The sequence below is a fragment of the Geodermatophilus marinus genome, assembly GCF_003428645.1.
In the GTDB taxonomy this organism is placed as follows: domain Bacteria; phylum Actinomycetota; class Actinomycetes; order Mycobacteriales; family Geodermatophilaceae; genus Geodermatophilus.
On the sequence record NZ_QVQH01000001.1, the window covers coordinates 109,351 to 130,836 of the forward strand.

Consider the following 21,486-nt stretch of genomic DNA (forward strand, 5'->3'; position numbering starts at 1 on the left):
CGCCGTACCGAGTGCGACGAACTCGTGGTGATCGGTCCGCCATCACCACGACGTCGTCGCACTCGGCGGGTGCGCCCGCACCCGGGCGGGTGGTCCGCGCCACCCCGGTACATTCGTCGGCGTGCCGCGGGTGGTCGTCGACGTCGTCCTCAAGCCGGAGATCTCCGACCCCCAGGGTCAGGCGGTCCTGCAAGCCCTCGGCCGCCTCGGCCACGACGGCGTGCGGGGGGTGCGCCAGGGCAAGCACTTCGTCCTCGACGTCGAGGGGACGCCGGACGCCGCCGAGCTGCGGCAGATCGCCGAGACCCTCCTGGCCAACCCGGTCATCGAGGACGTCGAGCTGCACCTCCCGGAGGGCTGAGACGTGCGCATCGGTGTGATCACCTTCCCCGGCAGCCTGGACGACGTCGACGCGACGCGGGCCGTGCGGCTGGCCGGCGCCGAGCCGGTCGCGCTCTGGCACGCCGAGCACGACCTCAAGGGGGTGGACGCCGTCGTCCTCCCGGGCGGCTTCTCCTACGGCGACTACCTGCGGGCCGGCGCCATCGCCGCCCGCGCGCCGCTGGTGCAGGACGTCGTCGACCGGGCCCGCCAGGGCATGCCGGTGCTCGGGATCTGCAACGGCTTCCAGGTGCTCTGCGAGTCCGGCCTGCTGCCGGGAGCGCTCACCCGCAACGCCCACCTGCACTTCCGCAACCGCGACCAGGCGCTGCGCATCGAGCGCGCCGACACCGCGTGGACGACGTCCTACGCGGCCGGGCAGCGGATCGTCGTCCCGGTCAAGAACGGCGAGGGCCGCTACGTGGCCGCCGACGCCGACCTCGACCGGCTCGAGGGCGAGGGGCGGGTCGCCGTCCGCTACGTCGAGGGCAACCCCAACGGCTCCAGCCGCGACATCGCCGGCGTCACCAGCGCCGACGGCCGGGTGGTCGGCCTCATGCCGCACCCCGAGCACGCGGTCGAGGACCTCACCGGACCCTCCACCGACGGGCTCGGCTTCTTCACCTCCGTGCTGGAGGCCGTGGTGGGCGCGTGAGCACCGTCGACACCGTCGAGCGGGCAGCGGGCACGCCCGACGACGAGCAGCCCTGGGCCGAGCTCGGGCTGAAGAGCGACGAGTACCTGCGCATCCGCGATATCCTCGGCCGCCGCCCCACCACCGCCGAGCTGGCCATGTACAGCGTCATGTGGAGCGAGCACTGCTCCTACAAGTCCTCCAAGGTGCACCTGCGCCGCTTCGGCGACCTCCCGCGCAGCGAGGCGCTGCTCGTCGGCATCGGCGAGAACGCCGGCGTGGTCGACGTCGGCGACGGCTACGCGGTCACCTTCAAGGTCGAGTCGCACAACCACCCGAGCTACGTCGAGCCCTACCAGGGCGCGGCCACCGGCGTCGGCGGCATCGTCCGCGACATCCTGACGATGGGCGCCCGCCCGGTCGCCGTCATGGACTCGCTGCGCTTCGGCCGCGCCGACGCCCCCGACACCGCCCGGGTGCTGCCCGGTGTCGTCGCCGGGGTGGGTGGCTACGGCAACTGCCTCGGCCTGCCCAACATCGGCGGCGAGGTCCTCTTCGACGACTGCTACGCCGGCAACCCGCTGGTCAACGCGCTCTGCGTCGGCGTCATGCGGCACGAGGACGTCCGGCTGGCCAAGGCCGAGGGCGTCGGAAACAAGGTCGTCCTGTTCGGCGCGCGCACCGGCGGCGACGGTATCGGCGGGGTCTCGGTGCTGGCCTCGGAGACCTTCGAGGCGGAGGGCCCGGCCAAGCGCCCCAGCGTCCAGGTCGGCGACCCGTTCACCGAGAAGCTGCTCATCGAGGCCTGCCTGGAGATCTTCGCCCAGGACCTCGTCACCGGGATCCAGGACCTCGGCGGCGCCGGGCTCTCCTGCGCCACGAGCGAGCTGGCCAGCGCCGGAACCGGCGGCATGCACGTCGACCTCGACCGGGTCCCGCTCCGCGACAGCACGCTGACGCCCGCCGAGATCCTGATGAGCGAGTCGCAGGAGCGCATGTGCGCCATCGTCGAGCCGGGCAAGGTGGAGGCCTTCCTCGCCGTCTGCCGCAGGTGGGACGTGCTGGCCACCGTCATCGGTGAGGTCACCGACGGCGACCGGCTCACCGTCGACTGGCACGGCGAGCGGATCGTCGACGTCCCGCCGCGGACGGTCGCGCACGAGGGCCCGGTGTACGACCGGCCGATGGCCCGCCCCGCCGACCTCGACGACCTGCAGGCCGACGATCCGGTGGCGCTGCCCCGGCCGGGCACCCCCGAGGAGCTGGCCGCGCACTGGCTGGCCGTCGTCGCCAGCCCCGACGGTGCGGACAAGACCTGGGTCACCGAGCAGTACGACCGCTACGTCCGCGGCAACACCGTGGCGGCCCAGCCGGACGACGCCGGCGTGGTCCGCATCGACGAGGAGACCCACCGCGGCATCGCGCTGGCCCTCGACGGGAACGGCCGGCACGCCCGGCTCGACCCGTACACCGGCGCGCAGCTCAACCTCGCCGAGGCCTACCGCAACGTGGCGGTGAGCGGCGCCCGCCCGCTGGCGGTCACCAACTGCCTCAACTTCGGCTCCCCGGAGGAGCCGGAGGTCATGTGGCAGTTCGCCGAGGCCGTCCGCGGCCTGGCCGACGCCTGCCGCGACCTCGGCCTGCCGGTCACCGGCGGCAACGTCAGCCTCTACAACCAGACCGGCGACGTCCCGATCAACCCGACCCCGGTCATCGGCGTCCTCGGCGTGCACGACGACGTCCGGACGCGGGTGCGCACCGGCTGGCGGGGGGCGGGGGAGACGGTGCTCCTGCTCGGGGCGACCCGGGCGGAGCTCGGCGGCTCGGCGTGGGCGGGCGTCGTGCACGGCCACCTCGGCGGCCGGCCGCCCGCGGTCGACCTCGCCGCCGAGCGCGCGCTCGCCGAGCTGCTCGCGGCCCTGGCCCGCGAGGGCCTGGTCTCCTCGGCGCACGACCTGGCCGACGGCGGCCTGGCGCAGGCCCTCGCCGAGTCGGCGCTGCGCCACGGCACCGGCGCCCGGCTGGCCCTGCCCGACGGCCTCGACGCGTTCACCGCGCTGTTCAGCGAATCCACCGCCCGCGCCGTGGTCACCACCACGGACCCCGAGGGCGTGCGGGCCTCGGCCGAGTGGGCCGGCGTCCCGGTCACCGAGCTCGGCACCACCGGCGGGGACGTGCTCGCCGTCGAGGGCGTTGCCGACCTGCCCCTGGCCGAGCTCCGGGCGGCGTGGACGGCCACCCTCCCGGCCCTGTTCGGCACCCCGGAGGCCACGGTCGGCAGCGTCCCGGCGGGGACCGTCCCGACCAGCTGATGCCGGCCACCGCGCCCATCCCGGCCGACGAGCTGCGGGCCGCGGTCGAGCCGGTGCGCGGCTGGCTGGACGGGGTGGACGGGCCGCCGCCGCGCCCGGTGCTGGCCGCCGCGGTCCGGACGACGGCCCGTTGGCTGGCCCAGCAGGTGCCCGGCCGGTCGGTCGAGGTGCGGGTGCCCCCGCACGTCGCCGTCCAGTGCGTCCCCGGACCGCGGCACACCCGCGGCACACCGCCCAACGTGGTGGAGACCGACCCCCGCACCTGGTTGCGGCTGTGCACCGGCGCCGACACCTGGGCGGACGCGGTGGCCGGCGGCCGGGTCAGCGCCAGCGGCAGCCGGGCGGAGCTCGGCGCCCACCTGCCCCTGGGACCGCTGCGCTGAATACTCCGTCACCCTCCGGGTGACACCGCGGCCAGGAGCCGTCCCCGGCTCGCGCGGAGCCGCTCGGTCGTGCCCTCCTCGCAGGGACCCTGCGGGCCCCCGCTCGTCGGGCCGCACCGCGGCCACGTGCCGTCCCCGGCTCGCGCGGAGCCGCTCGGTCGTGCCCTCCTCGCAGGGACCCTGCGGGCCCCCGCTCGTCGGGCCGCACCGCGGCCACGTGCCGTCCCCGGCTCGCGCGGAGCCGCTCGGTCGTGCCCTCCTCGCAGGGACCCTGCGGGCCCCCGCTCGTCGGACCGCACCGCGGCCAGGAGCTGTCCCCGGCTCGCGCGGAGCCGCTCGGTCGTGCCCTCCTCGCAGGGACCCTGCGGGCCCCCGCTCGTCGGACCGCACCGCGGCCAGGAGCTGTCCCCGGCTCGTGCTGAGCCGCTCGGTCGTGCCCTCCTCGCAGGGACCCTGCGGGCCCCCGCTCGCCGGGCCGCCACGGCGCAGCGCCCCGGCCGCCAGGGGCGACCGGGGCGCTGCGGGGGTGCGTCGGCTCAGCCGGTGAACAGCGTGCTGGCGGTGCGGACGGTCTGCACCAGGCCGTACACCAGCGGGATGCCCACCAGCGTCCAGGCGAAGGCGACGAGGGCGGTGGGCGTGTGCGTCGGCTCCTGGTGCGAGGCCGGCTGCCCAGGGGCGGCGGAGGTGCTCGAGCTCATCGGGTGGCGCTCCGTTCCGGGTTCGCGCGGGCGGTGGCGGGGGTGGTGGCCTTCGGCTCGTGCCACTTGGCGGCCACCGGTCGGATCAGCAGGTTGGCGACGAAGCCCACGGCCAGCAGGCCGACCATGATGAACAGCGCCGGGCGGTAGTTGGCGGCGACCAGCTCACCGGGGGTGCCCTGGGTGTCCAGGACGCCGTTGATGATCAGCGGGCCGGCGATGCCGGCGGCCGACCAGGCGGTGAGCAGCCGGCCGTGGATGGCGCCCACCTGGTAGGTGCCGAAGAGGTCGCGCAGGTAGGCGGGCACCGTGGCGAACCCGCCGCCGTAGAAGCTGATGATGATCGCGGCGAGGATGACGAACAGCCACACCGCCGAGCTGCCGATGGTGGCGAGCGCGACGTACAGCAGCAGGCCCACACCGAGGTAGACCATGTAGATGCCCTTGCGGCCGATGTAGTCCGAGGTCGACGACCACACGAACCGGCCGGCCATGTTGAACAGCGAGAGCAGCCCGACGAACCCGCCGGCCGCGGCCGCGGCCACGGTCGAGGTGCCGTTCTCGCGGAAGAAGTCCTGGATCATCGGCGCGGCCTGCTCGAGGATCCCGATCCCGGCGGTCACGTTGCAGAAGAGCACCGTCCAGACCAGCCAGAATTGCGGGGTCTTGACGGAGTTGCGGGCCGACACGCTCTCGGTCGTGACCAGAGACTTCTGCTTCACGGACGACGGGTCCCAGCCGGCGGGCTTCCAGTCGTCGGCGGGCACCCGCACGAGGAAGGCGCCGAACATCATGAAGACGAGGTAGCCCAGCCCGAGGGTGAGGAAGAGGGCCGCGACCGCACCGCCGGACGGTGTCGTGCCCGCGGTGCCGTCGTAGCTGGGGTCGTACCAGTTCATGAGCTGGCGGGACAGCGGCGCGGCGATCAGCGCCCCGCCACCGAAGCCCATGATCGCCATGCCGGTGGCCAGGCCGGGCCGGTCGGGGAACCACTTGATCAGCGTGGAGACCGGCGAGATGTAGCCGATGCCCAGCCCGATCCCGCCGAGCACGCCGTACCCGAGGTACACCAGCCAGAGCTGGTTCGTGGCGATGCCGAGAGCGCCGACGAGGAAGCCGGAGGTCCAGAAGCAGGCGGCGGTGAACATCGCCGCCCGGGGGCCGTTCCTGTCCACCCAGGTGCCGAACGCGGCGGCGGAGAGACCGAGCACGACGATGGCGATCGAGAAGATGATGCCGATGGCGGTCAGGCTGGTCTCGAAGTGGTTGACCAGGGCGGTCTTGTACACGCTGGTGGCATAGGCCTGGCCGATGCACAGGTGCACCGCCAGTGCCGCCGGCGGGATCAGCCAGCGGTTGAAGCCCGGGCGCGCGACGATGCGCTCCCGGCTGAGGAAGCTGGGCACTGCCATGAGCGGGCCTCCGACGTTCCGGTGTCTCGGACGGGCCTGTGCGCGGCGTCACGGACCTCCGCGAACGGTAAGTCGTGCCCGGCCGGATCGCGCGCCGAGCGAGACCTGATCGTTGCCTTCTCAACGATCGGGTGACCGAGCTCTTCCGCCTGCCGGGAGAGGGCAGGAGTGGGAGCGGGGCCGCCCCTAAGCTCGCCGCATGGCCTACGAGGTGAAGGGCGTCGTCGCCCGCAGCAAGGGAGCCCCGGTCACCGTCGAGACGATCATCGTGCCCGACCCGGGCCCGGGGGAGGCCGTCGTCGACGTGCAGGCCTGCGGGGTCTGCCACACCGACCTGCACTACCGGGAGGGCGGCATCAACGACGAGTTCCCCTTCCTGCTCGGCCACGAGGCCGCCGGCACGGTGGCCGCGGTCGGGGAGGGCGTCACCGACGTCGCCGTCGGCGACTACGTGGTGCTCAACTGGCGGGCGGTGTGCGGGCTGTGCCGCGCCTGCCGCAAGGGGCAGCCGCAGTACTGCTTCGACACCCACAACGCCGCGCAGAAGATGACGCTGGCCGACGGCACCGAGCTGTCCCCGGCGCTGGGCATCGGCGCGTTCGCCGAGAAGACGCTGGTGCACGCCGGGCAGTGCACCAAGGTCGACCCCGCCGCCCCGGCTTCCGCCGCCGGGCTGCTCGGCTGCGGGGTGATGGCCGGGGTGGGCGCGGCGCTCAACACCGGCGGGGTGCAGCGCGGGGAGAGCGTGGCGGTGTTCGGCTGCGGCGGGGTCGGCGACGCCGCGATCGCCGGCGCCCGGCTGGCCGGGGCGCGCACCATCGTCGCCGTCGACATCGACGACCGGAAGCTGCAGTGGGCGAAGAAGTTCGGCGCCACCCACACCGTCAACTCCACGCAGGCCGACGCGGTCGAGGCGGTCAAGGCGGCCACCGGCGGCTTCGGCGCCGACGTGGCCATCGACGCGGTCGGGCACCCGGCGGTGTTCGAGCAGGCCTTCTCCGCCCGCGACCTGGCCGGCCGGGTGGTGCTGGTCGGCGTGCCCACCCCGGACATGACCATCACCCTGCCGCTGATCGAGGTCTTCGGCCGGGGCGGGGCGGTCAAGTCCTCCTGGTACGGCGACTGCCTGCCCTCCCGGGACTTCCCGATGCTGGTCGACCTCTACCTGCAGGGCCGCTTCCCGCTGGAGGACTTCGTCACCGAGACCATCGGCATCGACGACGTCGAGGAGGCCTTCACCAAGATGCACTCCGGCGACGTGCTGCGCTCGGTCGTGGTCTTCTGATGGCGGCCCGCATCGACAAGACCGTCGTCTCCGGCGTGTTCAGCCTCGACGGGCAGGACTTCGACGTCGACAACAACGTCTGGCTGGTCGGCGACGACGACGAGGTGCTGGTCATCGACGCGCCGCACCGCGCCGAGCCGATCCTCGAGGCCGTCGGCGGCCGCCGGGTGACCGCGATCGTGCTCACCCACGGGCACAACGACCACATCACCGCCGCGGTCGACCTGCGGGCGGCCACCGGCGCGCCGGTCTGGTTCAACCCCGCCGACCGGATGCTGTGGGACGTCGTCCACCCCGGTACCGCCCCGGACGAGGAGCTCACCGAGGGCACCACCTTCACCGTCGCCGGGACGACGCTGACCGCGCTGTCCACCCCGGGCCACTCACCGGGCAGCACCTGCCTGCTGGCCCCGGACCTGGGCACGGTGTTCACCGGCGACACGCTGTTCCGCGGCGGCCCGGGGGCCACCGGGCGCTCCTACAGCGACGAGCCCACGATCCTCGACTCCATCCGGACCCGGCTGCTGACCCTGCCCGGCGACACCGTCGTCCGCACGGGGCACGGCGAGGACACCACCGTGGCCGCCGAGGCGGGCAACATCTCCTGAGGTCGCGGGCCGGGGCGGGTGGCGCGGACCACCTCGCCCGCCCCGGCTCCGTCGTCCCGCCCCGGTACCCTCGACGGGTGCCACGCGGTGACGGACGGCTGACGCACGACCTCGACCCCCAGTCCCCCGGACCCCAGGACGCCTGCGGCGTCTTCGGTGTCTGGGCGCCGGGGGAGGAGGTCGCCAAGCTGACCTACTTCGGTCTCTACGCCCTGCAGCACCGCGGCCAGGAGGCCGCGGGCATCGCCGTCTCCGACGGCGCCTCGGTCGTCGTCTACAAGGACCTCGGGCTGGTCAGCCAGGTCTTCGACGAGGCGACGCTGGGCAGCCTGCACGGGCACCTCGCGGTCGGGCACACCCGCTACTCGACGACCGGCTCGTCGACCTGGGAGAACGCCCAACCCACCTTCCGGACGACGGACGCCGGCACCGGCCTGGCGCTGTGCCACAACGGCAACCTGGTCAACACCGGGGAGCTGGCGAGCCGGGCGGCCGACGCCGGCGTGCCCGGTGCCTTCGCCTCCACCACCGACTCGGACCTGGTCACCGCGCTGATCGCCGCGCGGCCGGACCTCTCGGTCGAGGCCGCCGCCATGGAGGTGCTGCCCCAGCTGCGCGGCGCGTTCAGCTTCGTCTTCATGGACGAGACCACGCTGTACGCCGCCCGCGACCCGCAGGGCGTGCGGCCGCTGGTGCTCGGCCGGCTGGAGCGGGGCTGGGTGGTGGCCAGCGAGACGGCGGCGCTCGACATCGTCGGCGCCTCCGTGGTCCGCGAGGTCGAGCCCGGCGAGCTGCTGGCCGTCGACGAGGACGGGCTGCGCAGCCAGCACTTCGCCGCGGCCGAGCCCAAGGGCTGCGTGTTCGAGTACGTCTACCTGGCCCGCCCCGACACCACGATCGGCGGCCGGGGGGTGCACGCCGCCCGCGTCGAGATCGGCCGGCGGCTGGCCCGGGAGCACCCCGCCGACGCCGACCTGGTCATCCCGGTCCCCGAGTCCGGCACCCCCGCCGCGGTCGGCTACGCCGAGGCCTCGGGCATCCCCTACGGCCTGGGGCTGGTCAAGAACTCCTACGTCGGGCGCACCTTCATCCAGCCCAGCCAGACGATCCGGCAGCTGGGCATCCGGCTGAAGCTCAACCCGCTGCGCGACGTCATCCGCGGCAAGCGCCTGGTGGTGGTCGACGACTCGATCGTGCGCGGCAACACCCAGCGGGCGCTCATCCGCATGCTGCGCGAGGCCGGGGCGGTCGAGGTGCACGTCCGGATCTCCTCGCCGCCGGTCAAGTGGCCGTGCTTCTACGGCATCGACTTCGCCAGCCGGGCCGAGCTGATCGCCAACGGGCTGGACGTCGACGGCATCCGCGCCTCGATCAACGCCGACTCGCTCGCCTACGTCTCCGAGCAGGGCCTGATCGCGGCCACCGAGCAGCCGGTCACCCGGCTGTGCACCGCTTGCTTCACCGGCCAGTACCCGATCCCGCTCGGGGAGAGCGAGGTGCTGGGCAAGCACGTGCTCGAGGGCATCGAACGCCGCGCGGTGACCGGCTGGACCGGCCGGCAGGCCGGCAGCGCCACCGTCCCGGGCGGGGCGGACGACGCGCTCAACCGCCCGTGAGCGGCGGCACGGGCACCGGGCGGTACACGTACGCGGCCTCCGGCGTCGACATCGACGCCGGGGAACGCGCGGTCGAGCTGATGCGGGCGGCGGTGGCGCGGACCAACCGCCCGGAGGTCGTCGGCGGGCTGGGCGGGTTCGCCGGGCTGTTCGCCCTGGACACGACCCGGTACCGCCGGCCCCTGCTGGCCTCCTCCACCGACGGGGTCGGCACGAAGATCGCCCTCGCGCGGGCGCTGGACCGGCACGACACCGTGGGCATCGACCTGGTGGCGATGGTCGTCGACGACCTGGTCGCCTGCGGCGCCGAACCGCTCTTCCTGCAGGACTACGTGGCCTGCGGGCGCGTGGTGCCCGAGCGGATCGCCGCGATCGTCACGGGCATCGCCGCCGGCTGCACGCAGGCCGGGGCGGCGCTGGTCGGCGGGGAGACCGCCGAGCACGGTGACCTCATGGGCCCGGACGACTACGACCTCGCCGCCACCGCCGTGGGCGTCGTCGAGGCCGACGCGGTGCTCGGCCCGGAGCGGGTCCGAGCCGGCGACGCGGTCGTGGCGATGGCCTCGTCGGGCTTCCACTCCAACGGCTACTCGCTGGTCCGCCGGGTCGTGGCCGGTGCGGGGCTGGACCTCGCCGCGGTCCCGGCCGGCCTGGACCGGCCGCTGGGCGAGGTGCTCCTCGAGCCCACCCGCATCTACGCCCGCGACTGCCTGACCCTGGTCGAGCGCTTCGGCGTCGACGGGGTGCACGCGCTGGCGCACGTCACCGGCGGCGGGCTGGCCGGCAACACCGCCCGGGTGGTGCCCGAGGGCCTGGCGGCGGTCCTGGACCGCGGTACCTGGACGCTGCCGGCCGCCGTCGCGCTCGTCGAGGAGCACGGCGTGCCGCGCGCGGAGTCCGAGCGGGCGTTCAACTGCGGCGTCGGCATGGTGGCCGTGGTCGCCCCCGCGGTCGCCGACGACGTCGTCGCCGCACTCGGCGAGCGCGGGGTGCCGGCCTGGGTGGCGGGCACCGTCGAGGAGCGCTCGGGGGGTACCGCAGCCCGGTTGGTCGGCCGCTACCGCTGAACGCGAGCCCCCGGACGGGGCGACCGGCGGCAGCACGCGGACACCGCGGCTCCCCGGGGGAGCCGCGGTGTCCGTCGTGTCAGGCCGTGCGGGTCAGGCGCGGGTCAACGGCTGGCAGCCCAGTCGTCGTCCGCGTCGTCGTCCGCCCAGCGGTCGACGAACTCGTCGTCCTCCTCGTCGTCGTCGGTCGCCCGGTGCGGAGCGGTGTACGACGACGACGGTGAACCGGCCAGCTCGCGCTGCAGCGCGGAGAGGTCGGTGTTCGGTGAGCTGTACTTGAGCTCACGGGCCACGCGTGTCTGCTTGGCCTTCGCTCGGCCGCGCCCCATCGGCTCGACCCCCTCGTTACGGAGTACGGGAGCCCAGCGTGCGGGCTGGACGGCCCGCGTGGCGACCCCGACTGAGTGACTCTGTCTCCACCGAGCTTACGACACCGATCGACGACCGGCACGGGTCTCCCCCCGCTGTCCCCCGAGCGGGGGCGGGGCAGCCCCCGGTGGGGCCGCATGCGCACCGCCGGGCCGGCGACACCATCAGATCCGGTACAGCCGGTAGTGGATCGCCGCCACACCCTGCGCCACGCTCTCGCTGGTCGCCGTGCCCCGGAGGTCGGTGAGCTCACCGCCGACGCCCTTCAGGGTGCCGCGACCGTCGCACTCGATCTGCAGGTTGCAGACGATGCTCACGAGGCTGCGAATGGTCCCGCTCTGGCCGAGCACCACGCCCTCTCCGTGGATCACGCCGCGGCACCGGATCACGTCGGCCGCCTGGGTGCAGCGGTACTCGCCGGTTTCCACCATGGAGATGCCGGGGCCCTCGGTCACGGCGCGCTCGGTGACGCTGAAGTGCGCCACGCCGTCGTACCCCGGGAGGGGGCTGGGCTCCGACAGGTGGAGCATGGTCCTCGTGGCCTCGAGCTCCACCGGTGATCCTCCGTGCGCATGCGGGTGGGCCGACGCGGCGCCGGCGAGGACCCCCACGAGCAGCACCGGGGTCAGGACCAGCAGCGCGAACAGGCGGCTCCTCATGACGGCTCCTCTGCCGCGGGACCGGGCCGGTCGGCCCGATCCGGCCTCGACGGTGCAGGAGGGGGTCCGCCGGAGCGGGCGGCCCGGCCAGGGCACTCCGACCCTGCAGGGAGCCGGCGTCAGCGGGGCAGCCGGATGGTGGCCAGCCGGCCGACGGCGGCCATCCGCTCCTCGGCCATCCGGTCGGCGGCCACGGCCGGGGAGACGCCCTGCTCCTCGGCGGCGCGGAACACCCGCAGCGCCACGTCGAAGATGCCGGCGGCCTTGGCCTCGGCGCGGGTGAACGAGAAGCCGTGCCGCTCGTCCTCGACCTGGATGACCCCGCCGGCGTTGACCAGGTAGTCCGGGGCGTAGAGGATCCCGCGGTCCATCAGCCGCCCGGCGATGCCGTCGGAGGCCAGCTGGTTGTTGGCCCCGCCGCAGACCACCTCGGCCTCCAGCACCGCCACGGTCTCCTCGTCCAGCGCCCCGCCGAGCGCGCAGGGGGCGTAGACGTCGGCCGGGGTGCGCACCAGCGTGGCGGTGTCGCCGACGGCGTCCACGGCCGGGTGGCGCGCCAGCACCCGCTCGACCGCGTCGGCGTCGACGTCGGTGACGACGACGTCCGCGCCGTCGTCCACGAGCCGGTCGACCAGCCAGCTGCCGACCTTGCCGACGCCGGCCACGGCGACGGTCCGCCCGGCCAGCGAGGGCTTGCCCCAGCGGTGCTGGGCGGCGGCCCGCATGCCCTGGAAGACGCCGTAGGCGGTGAGCACCGAGGAGTCGCCGCACCCGCCGTAGGCCTCCGACCGGCCGTGCGCGAACCGCGTCTCGCGGGCGACCACGTCGAGGTCGGCGTTGGAGGTGCCCACGTCGCAGGCGGTGAGGTAGCGACCGCCCAGGGACTCCACGAAGCGGCCGTAGGCGCGCAGCAGCGCCTCGGTCTTGCCGGTGGCCGGGTCCCCGATGATGACCGCCTTGCCGCCGCCGAGGTCCAGCCCGGCCAGGCTGTTCTTGTAGGCCATGGCCTTCGACAGCGCGAGCGCGTCGGCGACCGCGGCCTCCTCGGTCGCGTACGGGTAGAAGCGGGTCCCGCCCAGCGCCGGCCCGAGGGCTGTGGAGTAGATCGCGATGACCGCCCGCAGGCCCGAGGCCGGGTCGGAGCAGAAGACGACCTGTTCGTGCCCGGAGGCGAGAACGTCCACCCGGGGAGCGTAGATCCCCGGTGGTGGCCCGGCGGGCGGGTCCCGAGCGGGTCCGGCGCCGCGCGGTGGGGGCGGGCGGGCATGATCCTGGGTCGGCACACCCCGTCCCGCGGAGGATCTCTCGACCATGGCTGCCCCGAAGCGACACCGACTCCTGGCCCTCGCCGTGGCCGCTCCCCTGACCCTGGCCGCCTGCACCACCGGCGGGGGCGGCGGCGACGCCGGCGGGTCCGGCGGCGGCGGGGGAGGGGCCGGGGACGGCGGCGACCTCTCCTTCGCCGTGGTGACCCACGGCTCGGCCGGGGACGCGTTCTGGGACGTCGTCCAGAACGGGGCCGAGGCCGCCGGGGAGGACCTCGGGGTCGCCGTCGACTACCAGAGCGACGGCGACCCGCAGCGGCAGTCGCAGCTCATCGACGCCGCGGTGAACCAGGGGGTCGACGGCCTCGTGGTGTCGATGGCCAACCCCGACGCCCTGCAGGACTCGGTCGAGGCGGCGGTCGCGGCCGGTATCCCGGTCGTGACGATCAACTCCGGCGCCGAGCGCGCGGACGAGTTCGGCGCGATCGGGCACGTCGGGCAGGACGAGACGGTCGCCGGCCGCGGCGCCGGCGAGCGGCTGGCCGCCGACGGGGCGCAGAACGTGCTGTGCGTGGTCCACGAGCCGGGCAACATCGGGCTGGAGCAGCGCTGCTCGGGCGCCGCCGAGGGCCTGGGCCGGCCGCTGACGACCGTGCAGGTGGACATCAACGACCTGCAGGGCGCGCAGTCGACGATCACCTCGCAGCTGCAGGGCGACCCCTCGGTCGACGCCGTCCTCACGCTCAACTCCGCCGTCGCGGCGGTGGCCGTCGAGGCGGCGGCCGACGCCGGGTCGGACGCCGCCGTCGCGACCTTCGACCTCAACCAGGACGTCATCACCGGTATCCAGGAGGGCGACATCTCCTTCGCCGTCGACCAGCAGCAGTACGAGCAGGGCTACCTGCCCGTGGTGATGCTCCAGCTCTACGCCGAGAACCTGAACACCGTCGGCGGCGGCCGGCCGGTGCTCACCGGCCCGGGGATCGTCGACTCCTCCAACGTCGACGAGATCGCCGACCTGGCCGCGGCCGGTACCCGCTGAGCAGCGCCACGCAGAGCCCGCCGCGGGCCGACGAGCGGGTCGCCGCCGTCGGCCCGCTGCGCCGGCTGCTCGTCACGCCCGAGCTCGGCGCCCTGGTCGGCGCGGTGGCGGTCTTCACCTTCTTCGCGGTGCAGTCCGAGCAGTTCCGCTCGCTGCGCGGCGTGGCCAACTGGCTGGACCCCGCCTCGACGCTGGGCATCATGGCGGTCGCGGTCGCGCTGCTGATGATCGGCGGCCACTTCGACCTCTCCGCAGGGGTCATGACCGGCACGACCGCCCTGACGGTCGGCGTCGTGGCGACCGAGCTGGACCAGAACATCTGGGTGGCCATCGCCGTCGCGCTCGTCGTCGCCCTCGCGATCGGCCTCCTCAACGGCTGGCTGGTCACCCGCACCGGGCTGCCCAGCTTCATCATCACGCTGGGCACCTTCCTCATGCTGCAGGGCCTCAACCTGGGCCTGACCAAGCTGTTCACCGGCACGGTGACCGCCTCCGGCATCGGCGCGGCCGCGGGTTACGGCAGCGCGGAGTGGGTCTTCGCCTCCCGCCTGGAGATCGCCGGCGTGGAGTTCCGGGTCGCGATCCTGTGGTGGGTGCTCCTCACCGCGGTGGCCTCCTGGGTGCTGCTGCGCACCCGCTTCGGCAACTGGGTGTTCGCGACCGGCGGCGACCCGGTCGCGGCCCGCAACGTCGGCGTCCCCGCGCGGCGCACGACCATCGCGCTGTTCATGACGACGGCGGGGGCGGCGTGGTTCGTCGGCACCACGCTGGCGGTGCGGCTGACGTCGGTGCAGGCCAACACCGGCATCGGCCAGGAGCTGATCTACATCGTGGCCGCGGTCATCGGCGGCTGCCTGCTCACCGGCGGCTTCGGCTCGGCTGTGGGCGCGGCGCTCGGCGCGCTGGTCTTCGGCATGACCCAGCTGGGCATCGTGTACCTGCGCTGGGACGCCGACTGGTTCTACTTCTTCCTGGGGCTGATGCTGCTGCTCGCCGTGCTCGCCAACCGGGCGGTCCGCCGCTACGCCGAGGCGAGCCGGCGGTGAGCGCGGCCGGACCGGGCCGGGCCGGGGGCGGCGGGGAGCCGCCGCTGCTCGAGCTGCGCGACGTCGGCAAGACCTTCGGCACCGTCATCGCCCTCGACGGGGTGAGCACCACGGTGCGCGCCGGGGAGGTCACCTGCGTGCTCGGCGACAACGGCGCCGGCAAGTCCACGCTGATCAAGATCCTCGCCGGGGTGCACCGGCAGGACCGCGGCGAGCTGCTGCTGGAGGGCCGGCCGGTGGCCTTCGACGCCCCCCGCGAGGCCCTCGACGCCGGCATCGCCACCGTCTACCAGGACCTCGCGATGATCCCGCTCATGTCGATCTGGCGGAACTTCACGCTGGGCAACGAGCCGACCCGCGGCCGGGGCCCGTTCCGCCGGTTCGACGCCGCCCGGGCCAAGGAGCTCGCCCGGCGGGAGCTGGCGGCGATGGGGATCGACATCCGCGACCCCGACCAGCCGGTGGGCACCCTCTCCGGCGGCGAGCGGCAGTCGGTGGCGATCGCACGGGCGGAGCACCGCGGCGCGCGGGTGCTGATCCTCGACGAGCCGACCTCCGCGCTCGGGGTGCGGCAGGCCGGCGTCGTCCTGCGGCACATCGCCCGCGCCCGGGACCGCGGCGTCGGTGTGGTGTTCATCACACACAACCCGCACCACGCCTACCCCGTGGGGGACCGGTTCCTCCTGCTCGGCCGCGGCCGCAGCCTCGGGGACTTCGCGAAGGGCGAGGTCAGCATCGAGGAGGTCACCCGGCTCATGGCCGGCGGGAGGGAGCTCGACGCGCTCACCGAGGAGCTGCGGACCCCCGGCCCGGCGGAAAAGGGCGGCGGAGCCCTCAAGGTCCCTCCGGCGGGTGACGACCACTAGAGGGACAGTCGTGGAGCCTGTGCCGGACGGGCGGGCGCCACGCCCCTCTTCCCCAGGGAGCGAGCGAGATGCTGCAGCGCCGACGCCACCGGTCCGCCGGCCGGACCCGGGCCGCCCGGGGCCTGCTGGCCGGGGTCGTGGCCGCGGCCCTCCTGCTGGTCAGCGCCGGCCCGGCCGGCGCGGCACCGGCGTCGCCGCCCAACCCCACCGACGGCGAGATCGGCGCGGCGCAGTCGGCGCAGGACGCCGCCGCGGCCGAGGTCGGCCGGATCGCCGCGGAGGTCGCCGCGGCCGAGTCCGAGCTCGAGCGCCTCGGCGTGCAGGCCGAGGCCGCCGGCGCGGCCTACCTCGCCGCGGAGGAGGCGCTCCTCCAGGCCCAGGCCGAGGCGGAGCGGACGGCGAGCGCGCTCCAGGAGGCGGCCGCCGCCGTGGACGCCGCGCTCTCCCGGATCGCGGGCTTCTCCCGGGACAGCTACATGAACGGCAGCGTCCTCAGCACCGCGACGGCGCTGCTCGACGCCGAGGGGCCCGGGGAGCTCATCCAGCGGGCCGCCATGATCGACTACGTCTCCGCCAACCAGCTCGACGTCCTCGGCCAGCTCGAGATCGCCCGCGTGCAGCAGGCCAACGCCGACTCCGCGGCCCGCGCGGCCCGCGACCGGATGGCCGAGGCCGAGCAGGCCGCCGCCGAGGCCAAGGCCGTGGCCGACAGCCGGCTGGCCGGCCAGCAGGCCGCCTACGAGCAGGTCGCCGCGCAGAAGAGCGCCCTCGACCAGCAGCTCCAGGACGCGCAGGTCCGGCTGCTCGAGCTCCAGGGGGCCCGGGACGCCTACGCGCAGTGGCAGGCGCAGAAGGCGGCGGAGGAGGCGGCCGCGGCCGCCGCGGCCGCCCGCGCCGCCGAGGAGGCCGCCGCCGCGGCGGCCGCCGCCCGGGCCCGGGCGGCCGGCTCGGGGTCGACCGCCGCGGCGTCGTCCGGCTCGGCGTCCTCCGGTGCCGCCTCCGGTGCCTACGTCCGGCCGACCTCGGGCCGCACCTCCAGCTGCTTCGGCTACCGGTGGGGCGCGCTGCACGCCGGTGTGGACATCGCCGCCCCGATCGGCACCCCGGTCTACGCCGCGCACTCCGGGGTGGTCCGGCGGGCCGGCACGGCGACCGGCTTCGGCTACGCCGTCTACATCCTGGGCGACGACGGCGCGGTGACCGTCTACGGCCACGTGAACCGCTACTTCGTCTCCGCCGGTGAGCGGGTGCTGGCCGGCGAGCAGATCGCCGAGGTCGGCAACCGCGGGCAGTCCACCGGCCCGCACCTGCACTTCGAGGTCCACCCGAACGGCGCGATGTACAGCGGGTCGGTCGACCCGGCGCCGTGGATGGCCGCGCGCGGGGCCGGCATCGGCGGCTGCTGACCCCTGCACGACGGCGGGCCCGCTCCCCACGGGGGAGCGGGCCCGTCGCGCGTTCGGCCGGGGCGCCGGTCAGCTGGTCGGCGCGGCCGGCTGGCAGTTGGCCACCACGTACTCGGTGACGTTGGTCTGGGCCTCGACGACCTGGGTGCTCAGCTGCGCCTCGGCCTCGGCGTAGGCCTGCTGGCCCTCGGGCGTGGAGAGGTCCAGCCCGGCCACCGAGGACTGCAGCTGGCGCAGCGCGTCACCGAGGGCGGTCCAGTCGGCCTCGATCGCCGGCGGGGCCTCGACGGTGTCGAACGCGCCGATCACGTCCTCGAGCAGGGTGGGCAGCTGCTCGGGGGTGGCGGTCTGGAAGGCCGTCGTCAGGTCGGCGAAGACGGTCTGGACCTCGCTGCAGAACTCGGCGGCGGCCGGGTCGGGGGAGGCGGTCGGGTCCTCCGGGGTGGAGGAGGCGGCCGAGGACGAGGTCGCCGACGACGTCGCGGTCGCGGCGGGCTCCTCGTCGGAGGAGCCGCCGCAGGCGGTGAGCAGGACGACGGCCGCGGCTCCGGCCACGGCGGCGCGGAGCAGGGTCGCAGGAGATCGCATGCGGGCACGCTAGCCGGTGCCCGCGGGGCGGCGGGCAGGCGCGGCTACCGTCGCCGGGGTGCAGACCCCGACCGACCCGCGCGTCACCTGGGACCTCCCCGCACCCGGCGCGATGCCCCGCACCGCGGACCTCGAGCCGCTCGTCACCCGCGTCCTGGCCCCCAACCCGGGCCCGATGACCCTCGACGGGACCAACACCTACGTCGTGGGCGCCCCGGGCAGCGGCCGGGCGGTGCTCGTCGACCCGGGCCCCGACGACCCGGCGCACCTGGCCGCGGTGGAGGCCGCGCTGGCGGCCCGCGACGCCCGCTGCGTCGGGGTCCTGGTCACCCACCACCACGGCGACCACGCCGAGGCCGCGCTGCCGTGGGGGGCCCGGTTCGGCGCCCGGGTGGCCGCGGCCGACCCGCGGGTGGCCGGGCCGGGCGGCCGGGTGCTGGAGCCCGGGGAGCGGCTGGACCTCGCCGGCACGGTGATCGGCGTCGTGCCCACGCCCGGGCACTGCGCCGACCACCTGTCGTTCCGGCTGGAGTCCGGGGCGGTGCTGGCCGGGGACCACGTGCTCGGCCGCGGCACCTCGGTGGTCACCCACCCCGAGGGGGACGTGCTGGCCTACCTGGAGTCGCTGCGCCGGGTGCACGACCTGGGCCCGAGCGCGCTGTACTGCGGGCACGGCCCGGAGCTGACCGAGGACCCGGGCGCGGTCCTCGACTACTACCGGGCGCACCGGGCGATGCGCGAGCAGCAGCTGCTGGAGGCCCTGGCGCCCGGGCCGCGGACCGTGGACGAGCTGGTCGCCACCGTCTACGCCGACGTGCCGCGGGCCGTGTGGCCGGCGGCGGCGCACTCGACCCGGGCCACCCTCGCCAAGCTCCTGGCCGAGGGCCGGGTCGAGGGCGACCTGGACGCGGCGGTGCGGCGGGCATGAGCGCGGTGGTGCGGCCGGCCGGGAGCGAGCGCGACCAGCGGCGGGCCGCGGCGGCGCTGGCGGCCGCCGGCCTGCGCGCGGGGGACCGGCTGCTGGTCTCCGCCCCGGCCTCCCCGGCGCTGCTGGCCGTCGTCCTCGGGGCGCTGCGCACCGGCGTCGTCCCCGTGGTCCTCGACCCGGCGCTGCCCGCGGCCGAGCGCGCCGCGCTGGCGGCGGACGCCGATCCGGCCCTCGACGCCGGTGCCGAGCCGGAGCGGCTGCTCGACGGCAGCGCGCAGGCCGACCTCGCCCCCGTGCCCCTGGCCCGGCCGATGCACTACACCTCCGGGACGACGGGCCGTCGCAAGGGCGTGTGGTCGGGCGTGCTCGCCGAGGACGACGCCCGCGCGCTGGCCGCGGAGGAGATCGAGCTGTGGGGGTTCGGCCCCGGCGACCGGCACCTGGTGCTCTCCCCGCTGCACCACTCCGCGCCGCTGCGCTTCGCCGTGCACACCCTGCTGGCCGGCGGCGAGGTGCTCCTGCCCGGCCCGTTCGACGCCGCCCGCGCGGCGCGGGCGATCACCACCGGGCGCCCGACCACGACGTTCTGCGTGCCCACCCACCTGCAGCGGCTGGTCGGCCGCGACGACGTCGACTGGTCCTCGTTCCGGCGGCTGGTGCACGCCGGCGCCCCGTGCCCGGAGCCGCTCAAGCGCGCGGTGCTCGCGGCGCTGCCCGCAGGTGCGGTGTGGGAGTTCTACGGCTCCACCGAGGCGCAGTTCACCGTCTGCTCGCCCGAGGACTGGCTGGCGCACCCCGGCAGCGTGGGACGGGCCCGGCCCGGACGGCGGCTGGAGACCGACGCCCGCGGCCAGCTGTGGTGCGCGGTGCCCCGCTGGGCCCGCTTCGAGTACTGGCGGGCCCCGGAGAAGACGGCCGCGGCCTGGCGGGGCGACCGGGTCACCGTCGGCGACCTCGGCCGGGTGGACGGCGACGGGGTGGTGTGGCTCGACGGCCGCCGCGAGGACCTGGTGATCTCCGGCGGGGTGAACGTCTACCCGGCCGAGGTCGAGGCGGTGCTCGACGCGCACCCCGCGGTGGTGGAGAGCGCGGTGGTCGGCGTCCCCGACCCCGACTGGGGGCAGCGCGTGGTGGCGGCCTACGTGGGCGCCGCGGACCCCGCCGAGCTGGCCGCGTGGGCGCGCGAGCGGCTGGCCCCGGCGAAGCGGCCCAAGAGCCTGCACCCGGTCGCCGAGCTGCCGCGCACCTCGACCGGCAAGGTCCGCCGGCTGGACCTGCCCGGGCTGCTGGGGCTCGCCGGGCGTGGCTGAGCGGGAGTGGGACGTCGTCGTCGTCGGCGGGGGGACGTCGGGCCTCCCGCTGGCCGCCCGGCTGGCCGACGCCGGCCGCCGGGTGCTGGTGCTGGAGGCCGGCGCGGACCACCCCGGGGGCCCGCCCGGGGTGCTCGCCGACGCCGCGCGGATGGGCGCCGCCGTGCCGGGGCACCCGGCCAACTGGGAGCTCACCGGCCGGCTCACCGACGACCAGGCCTTCCCGGTGCCGCGGGGCCGGGTGGTCGGCGGGTCCAGCGCGCTCAACGGCTGCTACTTCGTGCGGGGCACCCGGGCCGACTTCGACTCCTGGGCCGCCGACGGCAACCACCTGTGGGCCGCCGACCGCCTGCTGCCGGCCTTCGTGCGGCTGGAGGCGGACCGGGAGTACGGGGACTCGCCCGGCCACGGCGCCTCCGGCCCGGTGCCGGTGACCCGGCCGCGCGCGGGGCACCCTCTGGCCGACGCCTTCGGCGCGGCGACCGCCGAGCTCGGCTTCCCGGCGGAGCCGGACAAGAACGCCGACGGCCCGCCCGGGTGGGGGCCGCTGCCGATGAACGTCGCCGACGGCGTCCGGATGAGCACGGCGCTGACCCACCTCGCGCCGCGGCGCGGGCACCCGGGCCTCACCGTCCGCGGCGGGACGCCGGTGCGCCGGGTGCTCGTGGAGGGCGGCCAGGCGGTCGGCGTGCAGACCGACGCCGGGCCGGTGCGCGCCGCCGAGGTGGTGCTCAGCGCGGGGGCGGTCGGCTCCCCCCACCTGCTGCTGCTGTCGGGCATCGGCCCGGCCGACGAGCTGCGGGCCCTGGGGATCGCGGTGGTGGCCGACGTCCCCGGGGTCGGTCGCGACCTGACCGACCACCCGGACGTCTACGTCACCTGGCGGCCGGCCCGCCGGCTGCCCATGCCGCCGGACCTGCTGCCGCTGTGGGGGGCGCTGAACACCACGGCCGAGGGCTCGGCGGTGCCCGGCGACCTGGAGCTGCTGCCGTGGCTCAAGCCCTTCAGCCGGGTGATGGTGCACCGCGCGGCCGCCGGGGTGGCCGGGGCGCTCCGCCGGCCGGCGGCCACGCTGCGGGCGCTGCGGGGGACGTCGCCGGCCCGGCTGCTCGACACCGCGCGGCGCCGCGACGACCTGTTCGTCGGGGTGGCCCTGCAGCGGGAGGACAGCCGGGGGCTGCTGCGGCTGACCACCGCCGACCCGCGCGAGCTGCCCCGGGTGGAGTACCGCTACCTCACCGAACCGGCCGACCGGCGCCGGCTGCGCGAGGGGGTGCGGTTGGCGGCCGAGCTGCTGCGGACGGCGTCCCTGGCGCCCCTGGTGGAGCGGCGCACGGGCCTGCCCGACGCCGTCCTGGCCGACGACCGGGAGCTCGACCGGTGGGTACGGGCGCACCTGGCCACGGCCGTGCACCTGGCCGGCAGCGCGCGGATGGGCCCGGACGGCGACCCCGGGGCGGTGGTCGACCAGCACCTGCGGGTCCGCGGCGTCGAGGGCCTGCGGGTGGTGGACACCTCGGTGATGCCCCGGGTGACCTCGCGCGGTCCGGCGGCCACCGCGGTGGCGATCGGGGAGCGGGCCGCGGAGCTGCTGACCGGTGGCTGAGC

21 protein-coding genes are annotated in these 21,486 nt (G+C 75.6%); 15 read left to right on the forward strand and 6 right to left on the reverse strand.

All coding sequences use genetic code 11. From position 1 onward, the window contains the following. The first annotated feature begins 121 nt into the window (after window positions 1–121). Genes purS through D0Z06_RS00560 form a run of 4 tightly spaced genes read left to right on the forward strand, consistent with a single transcriptional unit; the run spans window position 122 to window position 3,710 of the window. On the forward strand, window positions 122–361 hold the full coding sequence (purS, locus tag D0Z06_RS00545) for a phosphoribosylformylglycinamidine synthase subunit PurS (protein ID WP_117375440.1): 240 nt from the start codon (window positions 122–124) through the stop codon (window positions 359–361). 3 nt (window positions 362–364) lie between these two features. Then, window positions 365–1,036 (forward strand): phosphoribosylformylglycinamidine synthase subunit PurQ, encoded by a 672-nt coding sequence (gene purQ / locus D0Z06_RS00550; protein ID WP_117375441.1) that lies wholly within the window; start codon window positions 365–367, stop codon window positions 1,034–1,036. Beyond that, window positions 1,033–3,327: a phosphoribosylformylglycinamidine synthase subunit PurL gene (gene purL / locus D0Z06_RS00555; RefSeq protein ID WP_117375442.1), complete on the forward strand. Its 2,295-nt coding sequence runs from the start codon at window positions 1,033–1,035 to the stop codon at window positions 3,325–3,327. Before purQ ends, purL begins: the two co-directional genes overlap by 4 nt. Next, entirely contained in the window at window positions 3,327–3,710 is a 384-nt protein-coding gene (locus D0Z06_RS00560; RefSeq protein WP_117375443.1) for a sterol carrier family protein, read from the forward strand. Before purL ends, D0Z06_RS00560 begins: the two co-directional genes overlap by 1 nt. Window positions 3,711–4,246: 536 nt before the next feature. Here D0Z06_RS00560 and D0Z06_RS25610 read toward each other — a convergent pair. Both D0Z06_RS25610 and D0Z06_RS00565 read right to left on the reverse strand, forming a co-directional pair. Beyond that, window positions 4,247–4,411 carry an MFS transporter small subunit gene (locus D0Z06_RS25610; protein WP_199522046.1) on the reverse strand — a complete coding sequence of 55 codons (165 nt, stop codon included), beginning with the start codon at window positions 4,409–4,411 and terminating at the stop codon, window positions 4,247–4,249. Continuing rightward, window positions 4,408–5,823: an OFA family MFS transporter gene (locus D0Z06_RS00565; RefSeq protein WP_117375444.1), complete on the reverse strand. Its 1,416-nt coding sequence runs from the start codon at window positions 5,821–5,823 to the stop codon at window positions 4,408–4,410. The genes D0Z06_RS25610 and D0Z06_RS00565 overlap by 4 nt, the downstream gene beginning before the upstream one ends. Window positions 5,824–6,022: 199 nt before the next feature. On the opposite strand from D0Z06_RS00565, the gene D0Z06_RS00570 reads away from it, so the two are divergent. The 4 genes from D0Z06_RS00570 to purM all read left to right on the forward strand — a co-directional run bounded on the left by D0Z06_RS00570 (window position 6,023) and on the right by purM (window position 10,399). Continuing rightward, window positions 6,023–7,108, forward strand: coding sequence for an S-(hydroxymethyl)mycothiol dehydrogenase (locus D0Z06_RS00570; protein WP_117375445.1), 1,086 nt, complete (start codon window positions 6,023–6,025; stop codon window positions 7,106–7,108). Next, window positions 7,108–7,716, forward strand: a complete 609-nt coding sequence (locus tag D0Z06_RS00575) for an MBL fold metallo-hydrolase (protein WP_117375446.1) — start codon at window positions 7,108–7,110, stop codon at window positions 7,714–7,716. Before D0Z06_RS00570 ends, D0Z06_RS00575 begins: the two co-directional genes overlap by 1 nt. Before the next feature lie 77 nt (window positions 7,717–7,793). Beyond that, the gene (gene purF / locus D0Z06_RS00580) at window positions 7,794–9,332 is read left to right on the forward strand and encodes an amidophosphoribosyltransferase (RefSeq protein ID WP_117375447.1); all 1,539 of its coding nucleotides are present in this window, start codon (window positions 7,794–7,796) and stop codon (window positions 9,330–9,332) included. After that, on the forward strand, window positions 9,329–10,399 hold the full coding sequence (gene purM, locus D0Z06_RS00585; protein ID WP_117375448.1) for a phosphoribosylformylglycinamidine cyclo-ligase: 1,071 nt from the start codon (window positions 9,329–9,331) through the stop codon (window positions 10,397–10,399). The genes purF and purM overlap by 4 nt, the downstream gene beginning before the upstream one ends. A gap of 104 nt (window positions 10,400–10,503) precedes the next feature. On the opposite strand, the gene D0Z06_RS00590 is transcribed toward purM, so the two are convergent. The 3 genes from D0Z06_RS00590 to D0Z06_RS00600 all read right to left on the reverse strand — a co-directional run bounded on the left by D0Z06_RS00590 (window position 10,504) and on the right by D0Z06_RS00600 (window position 12,611). Then, a complete protein-coding gene (locus D0Z06_RS00590) occupies window positions 10,504–10,728 on the reverse strand; it encodes a DUF3073 domain-containing protein (RefSeq protein WP_117375449.1) in 225 nt (74 codons plus the stop codon). A 204-nt stretch (window positions 10,729–10,932) separates the two neighbouring features. Beyond that, window positions 10,933–11,427, reverse strand: coding sequence for a hypothetical protein (locus tag D0Z06_RS00595; protein ID WP_117375450.1), 495 nt, complete (start codon window positions 11,425–11,427; stop codon window positions 10,933–10,935). A gap of 119 nt (window positions 11,428–11,546) precedes the next feature. Further along, window positions 11,547–12,611, reverse strand: a complete 1,065-nt coding sequence (locus tag D0Z06_RS00600; RefSeq protein ID WP_117375451.1) for a Glu/Leu/Phe/Val family dehydrogenase — start codon at window positions 12,609–12,611, stop codon at window positions 11,547–11,549. 127 nt (window positions 12,612–12,738) lie between these two features. Here D0Z06_RS00600 and D0Z06_RS00605 point away from each other — a divergent pair, with 127 nt between their 5' ends. The 4 genes from D0Z06_RS00605 to D0Z06_RS00620 all read left to right on the forward strand — a co-directional run bounded on the left by D0Z06_RS00605 (window position 12,739) and on the right by D0Z06_RS00620 (window position 17,052). Continuing rightward, complete coding sequence (locus tag D0Z06_RS00605) at window positions 12,739–13,734, forward strand: sugar ABC transporter substrate-binding protein (RefSeq protein WP_117375452.1); 996 nt, start codon at window positions 12,739–12,741, stop codon at window positions 13,732–13,734. 104 nt (window positions 13,735–13,838) lie between these two features. Then, window positions 13,839–14,780: an ABC transporter permease gene (locus tag D0Z06_RS00610; protein WP_199522047.1), complete on the forward strand. Its 942-nt coding sequence runs from the start codon at window positions 13,839–13,841 to the stop codon at window positions 14,778–14,780. Further along, a complete protein-coding gene (locus D0Z06_RS00615; RefSeq protein ID WP_117375453.1) occupies window positions 14,777–15,646 on the forward strand; it encodes an ATP-binding cassette domain-containing protein in 870 nt (289 codons plus the stop codon). The genes D0Z06_RS00610 and D0Z06_RS00615 overlap by 4 nt, the downstream gene beginning before the upstream one ends. A gap of 68 nt (window positions 15,647–15,714) precedes the next feature. Then, window positions 15,715–17,052, forward strand: coding sequence for a M23 family metallopeptidase (locus D0Z06_RS00620; RefSeq protein ID WP_117375454.1), 1,338 nt, complete (start codon window positions 15,715–15,717; stop codon window positions 17,050–17,052). 69 nt (window positions 17,053–17,121) lie between these two features. Here the strand turns inward: D0Z06_RS00620 and D0Z06_RS00625 are convergent, their stop codons facing one another. Further along, a complete protein-coding gene (locus D0Z06_RS00625; RefSeq protein ID WP_117375455.1) occupies window positions 17,122–17,640 on the reverse strand; it encodes a nucleotidyl cyclase domain-containing protein in 519 nt (172 codons plus the stop codon). Window positions 17,641–17,698: 58 nt separating this feature from the next. Between D0Z06_RS00625 and D0Z06_RS00630 the strand changes: the two genes are divergently transcribed. From D0Z06_RS00630 to D0Z06_RS00640, 3 genes are read left to right on the forward strand one after another with little or no spacing between them, the layout of a single operon-like run. Continuing rightward, complete coding sequence (locus D0Z06_RS00630; protein ID WP_117375754.1) at window positions 17,699–18,568, forward strand: MBL fold metallo-hydrolase; 870 nt, start codon at window positions 17,699–17,701, stop codon at window positions 18,566–18,568. Then, window positions 18,565–19,878, forward strand: coding sequence for a class I adenylate-forming enzyme family protein (locus D0Z06_RS00635; RefSeq protein WP_117375456.1), 1,314 nt, complete (start codon window positions 18,565–18,567; stop codon window positions 19,876–19,878). The genes D0Z06_RS00630 and D0Z06_RS00635 overlap by 4 nt, the downstream gene beginning before the upstream one ends. After that, window positions 19,871–21,484: a GMC family oxidoreductase gene (locus tag D0Z06_RS00640; RefSeq protein ID WP_117375457.1), complete on the forward strand. Its 1,614-nt coding sequence runs from the start codon at window positions 19,871–19,873 to the stop codon at window positions 21,482–21,484. Before D0Z06_RS00635 ends, D0Z06_RS00640 begins: the two co-directional genes overlap by 8 nt. The last annotated feature ends 2 nt before the right edge of the window (window positions 21,485–21,486 follow it).

Excerpts from the sequence above, each read along its gene's own strand:
- D0Z06_RS00560 (WP_117375443.1), top strand. The coding sequence starts at position 3,327 with ATGCCGGCCACCGCGCCCATCCCGGCCGACGAGCTGCGGGCCGCGGTC.
- D0Z06_RS25610 (WP_199522046.1), bottom strand. The coding sequence starts at position 4,411 with ATGAGCTCGAGCACCTCCGCCGCCCCTGGGCAGCCGGCCTCGCACCAG.
- D0Z06_RS00565 (WP_117375444.1), bottom strand. The coding sequence starts at position 5,823 with ATGGCAGTGCCCAGCTTCCTCAGCCGGGAGCGCATCGTCGCGCGCCCG.
- D0Z06_RS00570 (WP_117375445.1), top strand. The coding sequence starts at position 6,023 with ATGGCCTACGAGGTGAAGGGCGTCGTCGCCCGCAGCAAGGGAGCCCCG.
- D0Z06_RS00575 (WP_117375446.1), top strand. The coding sequence starts at position 7,108 with ATGGCGGCCCGCATCGACAAGACCGTCGTCTCCGGCGTGTTCAGCCTC.
- D0Z06_RS00590 (WP_117375449.1), bottom strand. The coding sequence starts at position 10,728 with ATGGGGCGCGGCCGAGCGAAGGCCAAGCAGACACGCGTGGCCCGTGAG.
- D0Z06_RS00595 (WP_117375450.1), bottom strand. The coding sequence starts at position 11,427 with ATGAGGAGCCGCCTGTTCGCGCTGCTGGTCCTGACCCCGGTGCTGCTC.
- D0Z06_RS00605 (WP_117375452.1), top strand. The coding sequence starts at position 12,739 with ATGGCTGCCCCGAAGCGACACCGACTCCTGGCCCTCGCCGTGGCCGCT.
- D0Z06_RS00620 (WP_117375454.1), top strand. The coding sequence starts at position 15,715 with ATGCTGCAGCGCCGACGCCACCGGTCCGCCGGCCGGACCCGGGCCGCC.
- D0Z06_RS00625 (WP_117375455.1), bottom strand. The coding sequence starts at position 17,640 with ATGCGATCTCCTGCGACCCTGCTCCGCGCCGCCGTGGCCGGAGCCGCG.
- D0Z06_RS00635 (WP_117375456.1), top strand. The coding sequence starts at position 18,565 with ATGAGCGCGGTGGTGCGGCCGGCCGGGAGCGAGCGCGACCAGCGGCGG.